At 68.0% G+C, this 16070-nt stretch carries 14 protein-coding genes; 9 read left to right on the top strand and 5 right to left on the bottom strand.

What is annotated here, in order from left to right; genetic code table 11:
- Positions 1–372: 372 nt before the first annotated feature.
- The 9 genes from A5681_RS14595 (at position 373) to A5681_RS14555 (ending at position 11177) form a co-directional block, all read left to right on the top strand.
- Entirely contained in the window at positions 373–711 is a 339-nt protein-coding gene (locus A5681_RS14595; RefSeq protein WP_231996314.1) for a hypothetical protein, read from the top strand.
- Between the two features lie 141 nt (positions 712–852).
- Positions 853–2655 carry a DUF3556 domain-containing protein gene (locus tag A5681_RS14590; RefSeq protein WP_067275788.1) on the top strand — a complete coding sequence of 601 codons (1803 nt, stop codon included), beginning with the start codon at positions 853–855 and terminating at the stop codon, positions 2653–2655.
- Complete coding sequence (locus A5681_RS14585) at positions 2652–4079, top strand: phytoene desaturase family protein (protein ID WP_067275785.1); 1428 nt, start codon at positions 2652–2654, stop codon at positions 4077–4079. Before A5681_RS14590 ends, A5681_RS14585 begins: the two co-directional genes overlap by 4 nt.
- Before the next feature lie 107 nt (positions 4080–4186).
- On the top strand, positions 4187–5206 hold the full coding sequence (gap, locus tag A5681_RS14580; RefSeq protein ID WP_067275782.1) for a type I glyceraldehyde-3-phosphate dehydrogenase: 1020 nt from the start codon (positions 4187–4189) through the stop codon (positions 5204–5206).
- A 2-nt stretch (positions 5207–5208) separates the two neighbouring features.
- Positions 5209–6447 carry a phosphoglycerate kinase gene (locus tag A5681_RS14575; RefSeq protein ID WP_067275778.1) on the top strand — a complete coding sequence of 413 codons (1239 nt, stop codon included), beginning with the start codon at positions 5209–5211 and terminating at the stop codon, positions 6445–6447.
- The gene (gene tpiA, locus A5681_RS14570) at positions 6444–7229 is read left to right on the top strand and encodes a triose-phosphate isomerase (protein WP_067275773.1); all 786 of its coding nucleotides are present in this window, start codon (positions 6444–6446) and stop codon (positions 7227–7229) included. The genes A5681_RS14575 and tpiA overlap by 4 nt, the downstream gene beginning before the upstream one ends.
- Before the next feature lie 32 nt (positions 7230–7261).
- Positions 7262–7495, top strand: a complete 234-nt coding sequence (gene secG / locus A5681_RS14565) for a preprotein translocase subunit SecG (RefSeq protein ID WP_040624202.1) — start codon at positions 7262–7264, stop codon at positions 7493–7495.
- 45 nt (positions 7496–7540) lie between these two features.
- Positions 7541–10348, top strand: a complete 2808-nt coding sequence (gene ppc / locus A5681_RS14560) for a phosphoenolpyruvate carboxylase (RefSeq protein ID WP_067275770.1) — start codon at positions 7541–7543, stop codon at positions 10346–10348.
- 16 nt (positions 10349–10364) lie between these two features.
- Positions 10365–11177, top strand: coding sequence for a DUF1206 domain-containing protein (locus A5681_RS14555; protein ID WP_067275767.1), 813 nt, complete (start codon positions 10365–10367; stop codon positions 11175–11177).
- Positions 11178–11186: 9 nt separating this feature from the next.
- On the opposite strand, the gene A5681_RS14550 is transcribed toward A5681_RS14555, so the two are convergent.
- From A5681_RS14550 to tal, 5 genes are all read right to left on the bottom strand, one after another.
- Positions 11187–11585: an ATPase gene (locus tag A5681_RS14550; protein WP_067275764.1), complete on the bottom strand. Its 399-nt coding sequence runs from the start codon at positions 11583–11585 to the stop codon at positions 11187–11189.
- Positions 11586–11613: 28 nt separating this feature from the next.
- Entirely contained in the window at positions 11614–12363 is a 750-nt protein-coding gene (gene pgl, locus A5681_RS14545; protein ID WP_067275760.1) for a 6-phosphogluconolactonase, read from the bottom strand.
- Positions 12360–13271 carry a glucose-6-phosphate dehydrogenase assembly protein OpcA gene (gene opcA, locus A5681_RS14540; RefSeq protein ID WP_067275757.1) on the bottom strand — a complete coding sequence of 304 codons (912 nt, stop codon included), beginning with the start codon at positions 13269–13271 and terminating at the stop codon, positions 12360–12362. The genes pgl and opcA overlap by 4 nt, the downstream gene beginning before the upstream one ends.
- Positions 13272–13400: 129 nt before the next feature.
- Entirely contained in the window at positions 13401–14945 is a 1545-nt protein-coding gene (gene zwf, locus A5681_RS14535; RefSeq protein WP_067275754.1) for a glucose-6-phosphate dehydrogenase, read from the bottom strand.
- Positions 14942–16060 (bottom strand): transaldolase, encoded by a 1119-nt coding sequence (gene tal / locus A5681_RS14530; RefSeq protein WP_067275751.1) that lies wholly within the window; start codon positions 16058–16060, stop codon positions 14942–14944. The genes zwf and tal overlap by 4 nt, the downstream gene beginning before the upstream one ends.
- Positions 16061–16070: the final 10 nt, after the last annotated feature.

Genomic DNA, 16070 nt, shown 5'->3' with positions numbered 1-16070 from the left:
GACGGGGTCGAATTTGCCGATGTCGCCGACATCGGTGTGATCGTCGTCGGTCACGTTCCTCCCTTGACGCTCCCGCGAGGCTGCCTCAGGTCTGAAAGAGCCGCGTCGAATTCCTCGATGGTAGCGACCGGGCGCGCCGGGGTGTCATGGTGTTTAGCTCTTTACCCCTTCTGTGGATATGGTGCCGGCGGCATGCGGGCGCTATTGTTACGACGCCTTCAGTGGAATTTCGAGAAACGGAACCCGATGGACGTTGCCGGTTTGTCGCCAGAGCGCAGCGCCCGCTCGGGTGGCGCACGCAGGATCAGCTCCCGTGACCATCGGGTCCGCGGCCCCCACGCCGGCGTCGCCCGACCCGAATCGAAGGGATCCGTGCCGTCGGCGCGGGGCACCGAACGGCCGGCCGGAGACGCCGGTCCGGCCGCGCCCGACGCGGCCGACCAACGCCAGGCCGACTACTTCGTGCGGGTGCTCTCCCAGAACCGCAGGCTCATCGAGCAGCGGCTCGACGACTATCAGAAGGCGATCGTCACCGCGCAGGCCGGCGGCGACGTGGATGCCGTCTGCAACCTCCGGCGCATGGCCCGAATCGAGGAACAGGATCGCGACGATCTCGACGGCATGCTCCAGCGGTTGCGCAGCCGATTCCCCCGCCGAGCACCGGCCCAGCCGCCCGCCCTTTCCCCGCGGCCCCGCTCGGCGGTCCGGTAGCAATCCGCTTACCGCGCAGCGGTTTACGCCGCCCCAGCGACGTCGACGGGCTGGGGCCGGCCGAATCGGCCACACCCGCACCGCGGTGCCGATACATTTGACGGGCCAGCTGATTTGTTCCGACCCTGAACGAGGCCGCCCATGGGATTCATGACCCCGGAGCTTCCCGACGTCGATCGCAAGGCCTGGCCCACTCTGCCCCGCGCCACCCGGCTGCAGATCGTGACGCGGCACTGGGCGGAACACGGCTTCGGGACACCGTATGCCGTGTATCTGCTGTACCTGATCAAGATCGCCCTGTACATCGCCGTCGCCGCCGCGATCATCTCGCTGACGCCGGGCCTCGGCGGCCTCGGCCGCATCGCCGCCTGGTGGACGCAGCCGATCGTCTACCAGAAGGTCATTGTCTTCACGCTGCTGTTCGAGGTGCTGGGCCTGGGTTGTGGGTCCGGCCCGCTGACCGGACGGTTCATGCCGCCCATCGGCGGAATCTTGTACTGGTTGCGGCCCAACACGATTCGGCTGCCGGCGTGGCCCGGGAAGGTGCCGTTCACCGCCGGTGACAGCCGCACGGTCGTCGACGTTGCGCTCTACGCAATCGTTTTGGCCGGTGGGGTGTGGGCGCTGCTGTCGCCCGGCCACGGCGGGCCGGTCACCGCGGCCGGCGACGTCGGCCTGATCGACCCCGTCCGCGTCATCCCGACGATCGTCGCGCTGGCGCTACTGGGCCTGCGCGACAAGACCATTTTCCTGGCCGCGCGTGGCGAGCACTACTGGCTCAAGCTGTTCGTGTTCTTCTTCCCGTTCACCGACCAGATCGCGGCGTACAAGCTCATCATGCTGCTGTTGTGGTGGGGCGCCGCAACATCCAAGCTCAACCACCACTTCCCGTATGTGGTGTCGGTGATGACGAGCAATAACGCGCTGCTGCGGCCCAAACTGTTCAACCCGCTCAAGCACATGCTGTACCGCGACCACATCAACGATCTGCGTCCCACCTGGTTGCCCAAGATCATGGCCCACGTCGGCGGCACCACAGCCGAATTCGTGGTTCCGACGGTGCTGGTCTTCTTCGCCGGCGATCACCCGTGGCGGTGGTTCCTGATCGGATTCATGGTGATCTTCCACCTCAACATCATTTCCAACCTCCCGATGGGAGTTCCGTTGGAGTGGAACGTCTTCTTCATCTTCTCGCTTTTCTATCTGTTCGGGCACTACGCCTCGATCCGGGCTACCGACCTGCATTCGCCGCTGCTGTGGGCCCTCATCATCGCCGCGGCGGGATTCGTGATCGCGGGAAACATGTTCCCCAAGAAGATTTCGTTCCTCCCCGCGATGAGGTACTACGCCGGCAACTGGGCGTCCAGCGTGTGGTGCTTCCGCGCCGGCGCGGAGGAAAAGATCGACGCCGAGATCGTCAAGAGCTCCGCCCTCGTCGTCAACCAGCTGGCCCGGCTTTACGACCCCGAGACCGCGGAGATCATGGCCGACAAGACCGCCGCCTTCCGGGCCATGCATGTGCACGGCCGCGCGCTCAACGCCCTGCTGCCTCGCGCCCTGGGGGGAGAGGCCGACGAAGCCAATTACAAGATCCGCGAAGGCGAAATCGTCGCCGGGCCGCTCGTCGGCTGGAACTTCGGCGAGGGCCATCTGCACAACGAGCAGCTGCTCGAAGCCGTGCAGCGCCGTTGCCACTTCTCCGACGGCGATGTGCGGGTGATCGTCCTCGAGGGACAGCCCATCCACATCCAGAAGCAGTGGTACCGCATCTTCGACGCCAAGGCGGGCCTGATCGAGGAAGGCTATGTCAACGTCGAGGACATGCTCGCCCGCCAGCCGTGGCCGGAGCCGGGTGACGAGTTGCCCGTGCACGTGATCGATCGCGGCGACCGCGCGGCTTCGCCGGGCCTCGATGGCGGCGACCCGCCCCGCACCGCCCGATGACCAGGGCGGTGGTGGTCGGGGCCGGCCCCAACGGCCTGGCCGCGGCGATCCACCTCGCCCGGCACGGCGTCGAAGTCCAGGTGCTCGAGGCGCGCGACACCGTGGGCGGGGGAGCCCGTTCGGGTGAACTCACGATGCCCGGCGTCATCCACGACCACTGCTCGGCGTTTCACCCGCTGGGCGTCGGGTCGCCGCTGTGGAAGGAGATCGACCTGCAGCGCTACGGGCTGCGGTGGAAGTGGCCGGAGATCGACTGCGCCCACCCGCTCGACGACGGCGGCGCCGGCGTGCTCTACCACTCGATCGACGAAACGGTGGCCCGCATGGGGCTCGACGGCTCCCGCTGGAGGCGTGCGGTCGGCGACTTGGCGGCCGGGTTCGACGAGCTGGCCGAGGATCTGCTCGGCCCGGTGCTCGGCATCCCGCGCCACCCGCTTCGGCTGGCCGCCTTCGGGCCGCGCGCGCTGCTGCCGGCCACCACCATGGCGCGCTGGTTTCGCACCGAGCAGGCGCGCGCTCTGTTCGGCGGCGCGGCAGCCCACGTCTACACCCGGCTGGACCGCCCGCTGACCGCGTCGCTCGGGCTGATGATCCTGGCGAGCGGGCACCGCTACGGCTGGCCCGTCGCCGAAGGGGGGTCGGGCTCGATCAGCCGGGCGCTTGCCGCCGCGCTGGCCGAGCACGGCGGCGCGGTGGCCACCGGGGTGACCGTCGCGAGCCGCAAAGACATCCCGGACGCCGACATCGTGATGCTCGACCTCAGCCCGGCGGCCGCCCTCGCCATCTACGGCGACGCCATGCCGGGCCGGATCCGGCGGTCGTACCGGCGCTACCGGGAGGGCTCGTCGGCGTTCAAGGTCGACTTCGCCATCGAGGGCGACATCCCGTGGACGAACCCGGACTGCGCCCGCGCCGGCACCGTGCACCTCGGCGGCACGTTCGCCGAGACGGCGGACACCGAACGCCAACGCGCCCAGGGCAAGATGGTCGACCGCCCGTTCGTGCTGCTCGGGCAGCAATACCGGGCCGACCCGTCCCGCTCGGCGGGCACCGTCAACCCGGTCTGGGCGTACGCGCACGTGCCGTTCGGTTACGACGGCGACGCCACCGCCGCCGTGGTCGCCCAGATCGAGCGGTTCGCCCCCGGCTTTCGCGACCGCGTCCTGGCCACGGTCAGCAAGGGGACCGCCGAACTGCAGGCCTACAACGCCAACTTCATCGGCGGCGACATCATCGGCGGCGCCAACGACGGGTTGCAGGTCATCTTCCGCCCGCGCATCGCGGTCGACCCCTACGCGATCGGGGTGCCGGGCGTCTACCTCTGTTCGCAGTCCACCCCACCGGGCGCCGGCGTCCATGGCCTGTGCGGCTATCACGCCGCGGAGTCGGCCCTGAGACGGCTGCGGAAGACGCGCCGCGACTGACGTCACACGGTCCGCGGGAACCGGGGCAGCAACCGCGCGTGTTGCTCATCTAGGCTGACCACGAGCGCGTATTCAGCGGACGGACATCAGAAGACAGGGAGAGATCAGTGACGGTCCGAGTAGGTATCAACGGCTTCGGTCGAATCGGACGCAACTTCTATCGGGCCCTGCTGGCCCAGCAGGAGCAGGGCGGCGCCGACATCGAGGTGGTGGCGGTCAACGACCTCACCGACAACGCCAGTCTGGCGCATCTGCTGAAGTTTGACTCCATCCTGGGCCGGCTGCCCTACGACGTCAGCCTCGAGGGGGAGGACACCATCGTCGTCGGCAGCGCCAAGATCAAGGCGCTGGAGGTGAAGGAAGGCCCGGCCGCGTTGCCCTGGGGCGACCTGGGCGTCGACGTGGTGGTGGAGTCCACCGGCATCTTCACCAACGCGGCTAAGGCCAAGGGCCACCTGGACGCCGGTGCCAAGAAGGTGATCATCTCGGCGCCCGCCACCGACGAGGACATCACCATCGTCCTGGGCGTCAACGACGACAAGTACGACGGCAGCCAGAACATCATCTCCAACGCCTCGTGCACCACGAACTGTCTGGCTCCGGTCACCAAGGTGCTGCAGGACGAGTTCGGCATCGTCAAGGGCCTGATGACCACCGTCCACGCTTACACCCAGGACCAGAACCTTCAGGACGGGCCGCACAAGGACCTGCGCCGGGCGCGCGCCGCCGCGCTGAACATCGTGCCGACGTCGACCGGCGCGGCCAAGGCCATCGGCCTGGTGATGCCCGAGCTGAAGGGCAAGTTGGACGGTTACGCGCTGCGGGTGCCGATTCCCACCGGCTCGGTGACCGACCTGACCGTCGAGCTGGCCAAGCCGGCCGGCGCCGACGAGATCAACGCGGTGTTCAAGGCGGCAGCCGAGGGCAAGCTGAAGGGCATCCTGAAGTACTACGACGCCCCGATCGTCTCGAGCGACATCGTCACCGATCCGCACAGCTCGATCTTCGACTCGGGCCTGACCAAGGTGATCGACAACCAGGCCAAGGTGGTGTCCTGGTACGACAACGAGTGGGGCTACTCCAACCGGCTCGTTGACCTCGTCGCGCTGGTCGGCAAGTCGCTGTAGTCGTGGCCGTTCCGAACCTCTCAGACCTCCTGGCCGAAGGGGTTTCGGGTCGAGGCGTGCTGGTGCGCTCCGACCTGAACGTCCCGCTCGACGACGAGGGCGCGATCACCGACCCCGGCCGGATCACCGCGTCGGTGCCGACGTTGCAGGCGCTGGTGGACGCCGGGGCCAAGGTGGTGGTCGCCGCGCACCTCGGTCGGCCGAAGAACGGGCCGGACCCGAAGCTGTCGCTGGCACCGGTCGCCGCGGCGCTCGGTGAGCAACTCGGCCGGCACGTACAGCTCGCCGGCGACGTCGTCGGCGGCGACGCGCTGGCCCGGGCAGAGGGGCTCACGGACGGCGACGTCCTGCTGCTGGAGAACATCCGCTTCGATCCGCGCGAGACCAGCAAGGACGACGGGGAGCGACTCGCGCTGGCCCGCGAACTCGCCGAATTGGTCTCGCCCGGTGGCGCTTTCGTCTCCGACGGGTTCGGCGTGGTGCACCGCAAGCAGGCCTCGGTGTACGACGTGGCAAGGCTGCTGCCGCACTACGCGGGCACGTTGGTGGCCGAGGAGATCGCGGTCTTAGAGCAGCTGACCAGCTCCACCGAGCGGCCCTACGCCGTCGTGCTCGGCGGGTCGAAGGTGTCCGACAAGCTCGGTGTCATCGAATCGTTGGCGACCAAGGCCGACAGCATCGTGATCGGCGGCGGAATGTGCTTCACCTTCCTTGCCGCACAAGGATATTCGGTGGGGAAGTCACTGCTCGAAGAAGAGATGGTGGACACCTGCCGGAACCTGCTGGACACCTACGCCGACGTGTTGCGGCTGCCCGGCGACATCGTGGTGACCGAGAAATTCGCCGCCGACTCCCCGCCACAGTTCGTGGCCGCCAACGCGATTCCCGACGAGCTGATCGGCTTGGACATCGGCCCGGGTTCGGTGAAACGGTTCGCCGCGTTGCTGTCGAACGCCAGGACCGTTTTCTGGAACGGCCCGATGGGCGTGTTCGAGTTCCCGGCGTACGCCGCCGGCACCCGGGGTATCGCCGAGGCGATCGTCGCGGCGACCGGGAAAGGGGCGTTCAGCGTGGTCGGCGGAGGTGACTCCGCCGCCGCGGTCCGCGCGCTGAAGATCCCCGAGGACGCCTTCTCGCACATCTCCACCGGAGGGGGCGCATCGCTGGAATACCTTGAGGGCAAAGCGCTGCCGGGCATCGAGGTGCTCGGGGAGCCGCAACCAAGTGGAGGAGACGCGTGAGCCGCAAGCCGCTGATCGCCGGCAACTGGAAGATGAATCTCAATCACTTCGAGGCGATCGCGCTGGTGCAGAAGATCGCGTTCGCGCTGCCCGACAAGTACTACGACAAGGTGGACGTCACCGTCTTGCCGCCCTTCACCGACCTGCGCAGCGTGCAGACCCTGGTCGACGGCGACAAGCTGCGGCTGACCTACGGCGGCCAGGACCTGTCCGAGCACGACTCGGGCGCCTACACCGGTGACATCAGCGGGGCGTTCCTGGCGAAGCTCGGCTGCAGCTTCGTCGTGGTCGGCCACTCCGAGCGGCGCACCTACCACCACGAGGACGACGCGCTGGTGGCCGCCAAGGCCGCCGCCGCGCTCAGGCATGAGCTGACCCCGATCGTGTGCATCGGCGAGCACCTGGACGTCCGCGAGGCCGGGAACCATGTCGGTCACTGCGAGGAGCAGCTGCGCGGTTCGCTGGCCGGGCTGTCCGCCGAGCAGATCGGCAAGGTCGTCGTCGCCTACGAGCCGGTGTGGGCCATCGGCACCGGACGGGTGGCCAGCGCCGCCGACGCCCAGGAGGTGTGCGCCGCGATCCGCACGGGGCTGGCGTCGCTGGCGTCGCCGCAGGTCGCCGACACCGTGCGGGTGCTCTACGGCGGCTCGGTGAACGCCAAGAACATCGGCGAGCTCATCGCCCGCGACGACATCGACGGGGCGCTGGTCGGCGGGGCCTCGCTGGACGGTGAGCAGTTCGCGACCTTGGCGGCGATCGCCGCCGGCGGGCCCCTGCCGTAGCGCGACGGCGCGAACCGGTAGGCTTTTGCGTCATGGAGTTGGCCCTGCAGATCACCCTGGTGGTCACCAGCGTGCTGGTGGTGTTGCTGGTGCTGCTGCACCGCGCCAAGGGTGGCGGCCTGTCGACGCTGTTCGGCGGCGGTGTGCAGTCCAGTCTTTCGGGCTCGACCGTGGTGGAGAAGAACCTGGACCGGTTGACGCTGTTCATCACCGGCATCTGGCTGGTTTCTATCATCGGGGTCGCCCTGCTGATCAAGTACCGGTGACCCGTCGGCGGGCGGACCACGTGATCCGCACCGATACTGGGACACATGGTTGACGTTTCCGACATCGCGCTCGAACCGATCGGCGCCGTGCAAAGGACGCTGGTCGGTCGCGAGGCCACCGAACCGATGCGCGCCGACATCAGGCTGCTGGGCGCCATCCTCGGCGACACCGTGCGCGAGCAGAACGGGGACGAGGTTTTCGACCTCGTCGAACGCGCCCGGGTCGAATCGTTCCGGGTGCGCCGCTCCGAGATCGACCGGGCCGAGCTGGCCCGGATGTTCGACGGCATCGACATTCACCGAGCGATCCCGGTCATCCGCGCCTTCAGCCACTTCGCGCTGCTGGCCAACGTGGCCGAGGACATCCACCGCGAGCGCCGCCGCGCGATCCACGTCTCCGCCGGCGAGCCGCCGCAGGACAGCAGCCTCGCCGCGACGTACGCCAAACTCGATGGCGCCGAACTCGATTCGGCCACGGTAGCCGATGCGCTGCGCGGTGCCCTGATATCCCCGGTGATCACCGCCCACCCCACCGAAACCCGGCGGCGCACCGTCTTCGTCACCCAGCACCGCATCACCCAGCTGATGCGGTTGCACGCGGAGGGGCACACCGAAACCGACGACGGCCGCAACATCGAGCGGGAGTTGCGCCGCCAGGTCCTCACCCTGTGGCAGACCGCACTGATCCGGTTGTCCCGGCTGCAGATCACCGACGAGATCGAGGTCGGGTTGCGCTACTACGCCGCCGCGTTCTTCCAGGTGATCCCGCAGGTCAACGCCGAGGTCCGGGACGCCCTGCGTAAGCGCTGGCCCGACACCGACCTGCTCGCCGCGCCGATCCTGCGGCCCGGATCCTGGATCGGCGGCGACCGCGACGGCAACCCGAACGTGACGGGCGACGTGGTCCGGCAGGCCACCGGCAGCGCCGCGTTCACCGCGCTGTCGCATTACCTGGAGGAACTCACCGCCCTCGAGCAGGACCTGTCGATGTCGGCGCGACTCGTCGCCGTCACCCCCAGGCTGGCCGAACTGGCCGAGGGCTGCGGGGAGCAGGCGCGCGCCGACGAGCCCTACCGGCGGGCGGTGCGGGTCATCCGGGCCCGGCTCACCGCGACGGGCGCCGAGATCCTGGACCGCCAACCCCAGCACGAACTGGACCTGGGCCTGGCGCCGTACTCCACGCCGGCCGAACTCCAGGCGGACCTCGACACTATCGACGAGTCGCTGCGCGCCCACGGCAGCGCGCTGCTGGCGGATGACCGCCTGGCCCTGCTGCGAGAAGGCGTGAGCGTCTTCGGGTTTCACCTGAGCGGTCTGGACCTGCGGCAGAACTCCGACGTCCACGAAGAGGTGGTGGGGGAGCTGCTGGCATGGGCCGGGGTGCATCCCGACTACGGTTCGCTGCCCGAGGATGAGCGGGTCGCGCTGCTGGCTGACGAACTGGGCACCCGCCGCCCTCTGGTCGGTGACCGCGCGCAACTGTCCGATCTGGCCCGCAAGGAACTCGAGGTCATCGCCGCCGCGACGCACGCCGTCGGGCGCTACGGCCCGGCCGCCGTCCCGCACTACGTCATCTCGATGTGCCGCTCGGTGTCCGACGTCCTGGAGGTGGCGATCCTGCTGAAAGAGGCTGGGCTGCTGGACGCTTCCGGGCCGGAACCGTACTGCCCGGTGGCGATCTCGCCGCTCTTCGAGACGATCGACGACCTGCACAACGGCGCGGACATCCTGAACGCGATGCTCGAGCTTCCGCTGTACCGCGCGGTGGTCGACGCCCAGGGCGGATGCCAAGAGGTGATGCTCGGCTATTCCGACTCGAACAAGGACGGCGGATACCTGGCCTCCAGCTGGGCGGTCTACCGCGCCGAGCTGGCCCTGGTCGAGGTGGCCCGCAAAGCGGGAATAAGATTGCGGCTCTTCCACGGTCGCGGCGGTACCGTCGGCCGCGGGGGCGGCCCGAGCTATCAGGCCATCCTGGCGCAGCCCCCCGGCGCGGTGAACGGCTCGCTGCGGCTCACCGAGCAGGGCGAGGTGATCGCCGCCAAGTACGCCGAACCGCAGGCGGCGCGCCGCAACCTGGAAAGCTTGGTCGCCGCCACGCTGGAGTCCACGCTGCTCGACGTCGAAGGTCTCGGTGACGCCGCGGAGCCGGCCTACGCGGTGCTCGACGAAGTGGCCACCCTGGCGCAACGCGCGTATGCCGAATTAGTGCATGACACACCGGGTTTCGTCGAGTACTTCATGGCCTCCACCCCGGTCAGCGAGATCGGCTCGCTGAACATCGGCAGCCGGCCGACATCACGCAAACCCACCTCGTCGATCTCGGATCTGCGCGCCATTCCCTGGGTGCTGGCCTGGAGCCAGTCGCGGGTCATGCTCCCCGGGTGGTACGGCACCGGCTCGGCGTTCGAGCAGTGGATCGCGGCGGGCCCGGAAAGCGAAGACGAACGGGTGGCGATCCTGCACGAGCTCTACGAGCGGTGGCCGTTCTTCCGCAGCGTGCTGTCCAACATGGCACAGGTGCTGGCCAAGAGCGACCTCGGCCTGGCGGCCCGGTACGCGGAGCTGGTCGATGACGAGGAACTGCGACACCGGGTGTTCGACAAGATCGTGGACGAGCACCGGCGAACCATCGCGATGCACAAGCTCATCACGGGCCAGGACGATCTGCTCGCCGACAACCCCGCGCTGGCGCGGTCGGTGTTCAACCGCTTCCCCTACCTGGAGCCGCTGAACCACCTCCAGGTGGAATTGCTGCGCCGCTACCGTTCCGGCGACGACGACGAACTGGTGCAGCGCGGCATCCTGCTGACGATGAACGGATTGGCCAGCGCGTTACGGAACAGTGGGTGACGGGCATTCGTAGGCCATGTCGGACATCGCTTCGCCCGTCAGCGCGGCTCAAGTGGCCCAGAACGGGGTCTTCGAACGACTCGCCCGTGTCGGGTTCGTCGTCAACGGGATACTGCACCTGATCGTCGGCTACCTCGCGATCCGGGTCGCGTGCGGAGACGGCGGCACCGCCGACCAAACCGGCGCCCTCGCGACGCTGGCAGGCAAGCCCGGCGGCCCGCTCGCGCTCTGGATCGCTACCGGCGCCCTGTTGGCGATGGGCCTGTGGCGGCTCGTCGAATCCGTCCTCGGCCGGTCATGCGACCGTGACGCGGACGGTTCGTCGTCGGACGCGTCGTCGCGGCTCAAGGCGTTGGGTCTGGCGGCGGTCTACCTGGCTTTCGCCTATTCCGCGTTCGGGTTCGCGCGCGGCGCGGGCAGGCAGGCGGATCAACAGAATTCGGGCATCAGCGCCCGCCTGATGGAAACGACCGGCGGCACCATCGCGCTGGTCGCGTGCGGCGCGATCATCGTCGCGGTCGGGTGTTACCACATCTATAAGGGCGCGAGCCGCAATTTCGTCGACGACCTCCGGGGTAGGTCGGGCGATTTGGTACGCCGGCTCGGCGTGGCCGGGTATATCGGCAAGGGGATCGTGATCACGCTGACGGGCGCGCTGGTGATCGTCGCGGCGTGCCGCTCGGAGCCCAAGAAAGCCACCGGCCTCGACGGGGCGCTGAAGACTCTCGGGGCGCAGCACTTCGGGGCGGCGCTGCTGATCGCCGCCGGGGTGGGGATCATCACCTATGGGCTGTACAGCTTCGTGATGGCCCGGTCGACCAAGATGTAGCGGTTGCCGCTATTCCACCGCGCGGTTGCGTAACCGGTCCACCACGCCGCGCACCGCGTGCTCGGTCATGGAGAGCGGCGTCATCATCACCTCGCCTACCTTGACCATGTCGTCGATGCGTCCGACGATCGCCTCGACGGGCTCGACCAGGACGATCAGGCGCCGCGCCAGGTCGTCCAGCCGCGACAGCGTGCCGTCCAGGTGGTCCAGGCCGCTCTCCATGCGCTCCACCGTGGCATTCAGGGCGGACAGGGACGTGTTCAGCTCCTTCATGGTGGTGCTCAGGCCGTCGAGGACGTCTTCGACCTGCTCCACCGTCTTGTCGGCATTCAACGCAGCCTGCGTGAGGGTTTTGATCCGGCTTCGCTCTTGCCCACCGCGCACGGTTCTGTCTGCCATGCCCGTCATTATTACCCGGATCACACCGGGCGAGGGACTAGCTTGGTTGATCCGAGGGGAGTTTGGCGGCGGCCTCCTCGTCGAGCAGCCACAGGGTGGTTTCCTGGCCGACCGCGCCGGCGGCCGGCACCGAGACCGGCGGCGCGCCGCCGATGGCCGCCGCCACGGCATCGGCCTTCGAACCCCCCGACACCATCAGCCAGACCTCACGCGAACGCTGAACCGCGGGCAGCGTCAAGGTGATTCGCTGGGGAGGCGGCTTGGGGGAGTCCTCGACTCCGACCACCATGCGGCTGGTTTCCAGCACGGCCGGGGTGTCGGGGAACAGGGAGTTGATGTGACCTTCGGGCCCCATGCCCAGCAGGTGCACGTCGAAGTTCGGCGCCGGTTGGCCGGGTTCGGCGTTGGCCGCCAGCAGCTGTTCGTAGGCCAGCGCCGCGGCGCCGAGATCCGTGCCGAATTCGCCGTCGCTGGCCGGCATCGCGTGCACGTGGCTGGACGGGATGTCGATATGGTCCAGCAACGCCGCCCGTGCCTGCTTGTCGTTGCGCTCGTCGTCGTCCTCGGGGACGTACCGTTCGTCACCCCAGAACAGGTGCACTTTGTGCCAAGGGATCTCGTGCCCGGCCAGGGACTTGAGCAGCCCGATGCCGTTGCCGCCGCCGGTCAGCACGACGAGTGCGCGGTCCCGGGCCGCCACGGCGTTGCGGATAGTATCGGCCAGTCGGGCGGCGGCGGCCTCGACCAGCGCCGTGCTGTCCGGGAAAACTTCGATGATGGTGCTCACACGTACTGCACTTTCTCGATGCCCTCTAATGCTGTCTGGTAAATCTCGTCGGGATCAAGCCGTCGCAGGTCCTCGGCGAGGCATTCGCCGGTTTCCCTGCGCGCCAAGGGAAGCAGGGCATCCGGCTTGGCGGTGCGGCTCAGGGTTGCCGTCCTGCCCTCCTGGGGACGGCTCAAGACGATGGTTTCGCTCCTACGTGTGAGTTCCACCTTGAGCTCGCCGACCGCCCGGCGCACCGGGCCGTCGATGCGGCTGGCCAGCCAGCCGGCGAGGATGTCGAGCGCGGGTTCGGTTTTCAATCCGGACACCAGTGCCGACTCGATCGGTTCGTGGGGCGGCAGGTCGACCGCGGAGGCGAGCAGCGCGCGCCAGTATGTGATGCGGGCCCAGGCCAGGTCGGTGTCGCCGGCGGTGTAGCCGGGCCGCCGGCCCTTGATCGCCGCCAGCGGGTCGGTTCCGTTAGTGGCGTCGGTGATGCGGCGAATCGCCAACTTGCCCAAGGGGTCCTGGGCGGGCACCGCCGGGGCGATGTCGGGCCACCACGCCACCACCGGGATGTCGGGGAGCAAGAACGGGGTCACGACACTGGCGGCGTGCCCGGCCAGCGCCCCGGACAGATTGAGGATCACCACCTCGGTGGCGCCGGTGTCACCGCCCGCTCGCAACTGCGCGTCCAGGCGCGGCTCGTCGGCGTAAGGGTCGCCCCGCATCGTCACGATGACCCGGCTGGGATGCTCGTGGCTGGCGTTGTTGGCCGCCTCGATCGACTCTTCGAGGACGGCGTCGCTGTCCGGCGCGATGATCAGCGTGAGCACCCGGCCCATCGTCACGGCACCGACCTTCTCCCGCAGTTCCTCGAGCTTCTTGTTGATTGCCGTGGTGGTGGTGTCAGGCATGTCGATGATCATGCGCCCCAGTCCTTCTCATCAAGCCGTTCTGCATTGTCGCCGGCGGGGGTCATCGGCGCCGCTCTCCCCCGCAAGCGGGCGGTACCCCCACAGCATCACTGCGTTCTGCATCGTCACCGACGCGGATCATCAGGGCCGCCGCCATTCGCGCCCGGTCCGTCGCAGCATTTCGAACGCGGACTCCGGGCCCCAGGTCCCCGCCTCATACGGCTCGGGCTTGCCGGCACTCGCCCAGTAATCCAGCACGGGATCCAATATCTGCCAAGCCAATTCGACCTCTTTGCTGACCGGGAACAGCGACGGCTCGCCCAGCAGCACGTCGAGGATCAGCTGCTCGTAGGCCTCCGGTGACTCCTCGGCGAACGCCGAGCCGTAGGAGAAGTCCATGTTGACGTCGCGGACCTCCATCGCGGTCCCCGGCACCTTGGAACCGAACCGCAGCGTGATGCCCTCGTCGGGCTGCACCCGGATCACCATCGCGTTGGCGCCCAGCTCGTCGGTCATGGTGGCATCGAACGGCAAGTGCGGGGCGCGTTTGAAGACGAGGGCGATCTCGGTGACCCTGCGGCCCAAGCGTTTTCCGGTCCGCAGATAGAACGGCACGCCGGCCCAGCGTCGGGTATCCACCTCCAAGGTGATGGCGGCGAACGTCTCGGTGGTGGAGTCCTTGGCGAAGCCCTCCTCGTCGAGCAGCCCGACAACCTTCTCGCCGCCCTGCCAGCCGGCGGTGTACTGGCCGCGACTGGTGGTCTCGTCCAGCGGCTGGGCAGGTTGGGTCGCCGAGAGGACCTTGATCTTTTCGGTCTGCAGCGCCGACGGGTTGAAGCTCACCGGCTCTTCCATCGCGGTGAGCGCCAGCAGCTGCATCAGGTGGTTCTGGATGACGTCGCGGGCGGCCCCGATGCCGTCGTAATAGCCGGCGCGCCCGCCCAATCCGATGTCCTCGGCCATCGTGATCTGCACGTGGTCGACATAGTGCGCGTTCCAGATCGGGTCGAACAACTGGTTGGCGAACCGCAGCGCCAGGATGTTGCGAACGGTCTCCTTGCCCAGGTAGTGGTCGATGCGGAACACCGCCTCCTCGGGGAAGACGGCATTGACCGCGCGGTTGAGGGCTCGCGCGCTCTCCAGGTCGTGCCCGAAGGGTTTCTCGATGACCACCCGGCTCCAGCGGTCGCCCTGCGGGCGCGCCAGCCCGGACTTGTGCAGCTGATCGCACACCACCGGGAAGGACTTCGGCGGGATCGCCAGGTAGAACGCGTGGTTGCCGCCGGTGCCCCGCTCGGCGTCCAGCTTGTCCAGGGTTTCGGCCAGCCGGCTGAACGACTCGTCATCGTCGAATGACCCTGGTACGAACCGGAATCCCTCGGCCAGCCGCTCCCAGTTCTCCTCCCGGAACGGTGTGCGACAGTGGTCCTTGACGGCCTGGTAGACCACCTTGCGGAAGTCCTGGGTTTCCCAGTCCCGCCGCGCGAACCCCACCAGCGAGAAGCTCGGCGGCAGCAGCCCGCGGTTAGCCAGGTCGTAGATGGCCGGCATCACCTTCTTGCGGGCGAGGTCACCGGTGACGCCGAAGATCACCATGCCGCACGGGCCGGCGATCCTCGGCAGCCGCTTGTCGCGCTTGTCCCGTAACGGGTTATGCCATTGTTCAGCGGTGCGAGCCGGACTCATTTCGAGGCGGAATCCAGCTGCTTCTGTGTCTCCTCCAGCAGCTCGGTCCACGACTCCACGAACTTCTCCACGCCCTCGTTCTCCAGCACGACGAACACGTCGGTCAGATCGATTCCGACGCCGGCCAGCTTGTCGAACACTTCCTGGGCGGCCGACGCGGTACCGGTGACGGTGTCACCCTTGATCTCGCCGTGGTCGGCTACTGCGTCAATTGTCTTCTCCGGCATGGTGTTCACCGTGTTCGGTGCGACCAGCTCGGTGACGTAGAGGGTGTCGGAGTAGTCGGGGTTCTTCACCCCTGTCGACGCCCACAGCGGACGCTGCACGCGGGCCCCGCTGCCCTTGAGTGCCTCGTAGCGATCGCCCCCCTCGAACACCTCCTGGTAGGCGGCATAGGCCAGCCGTGCATTGGCGACCGCGGCCTGGCCGCGCAGCGCCAGCGCCTCCTCGGAGCCGATCTTCTCCAGCCGCTTGTCCACCTCGGTGTCTACCCGGGACACGAAGAACGAGGCCACGGAATGAATCTTCGAAATGTCGTGTCCCGCCTCGCGGGCCTTCTCCAGGCCGGCCAGGTAGGCGTCCATCACCTGGCGGTGCCGCTCGACGCTGAAAATCAGCGTGACGTTGACCGAAATCCCTTCCGCCAGAACGGCCGTGATGGCCGGAATTCCTGCCTTGGTGGCCGGGATCTTGATGAGCAGGTTTGGCCGGTCGACGATCTTCCATAGCTCGACGGCTTGCGCGGTGGTTTTGTCGGTCTCGGCGGCCAGGCGGGGGTCCACCTCGATGGAGACCCGGCCGTCGACGCCGTCGGAGGCTTCCCACTGCGGCCGCAGCACATCGCATGCGTTGCGGACATCGTCGGTGGTCACCGTGCGGATAGTGGCGTCCACGTCGGCGCCGCGCGCGGCCAATTCGGAGATCTGGTCGTTGTAGGTGTCGCTATCGGCCAGCGCCTTTTGGAAGATCGACGGGTTGGTCGTCACTCCCACAACGCTTTTGGTGTCGATCAGCTCCTGCAGGTTGCCCGACTGCAACCGCTGGCGCGACAAGTCGTCCAGCCACACGGATACGCCCGCGGCGGACAGCGCCGCGAGGTTAGGGTTCTGAGTCATGTGAATCACC

It is taken from the genome of Mycobacterium scrofulaceum (genome assembly GCF_001667885.1).
GTDB classification, from domain to species: Bacteria; Actinomycetota; Actinomycetes; order Mycobacteriales; family Mycobacteriaceae; genus Mycobacterium; species Mycobacterium scrofulaceum_C.
Note: the sequence above shows the minus strand (reverse complement) of the source record. Positions and strands in the feature narration are given on the sequence as shown.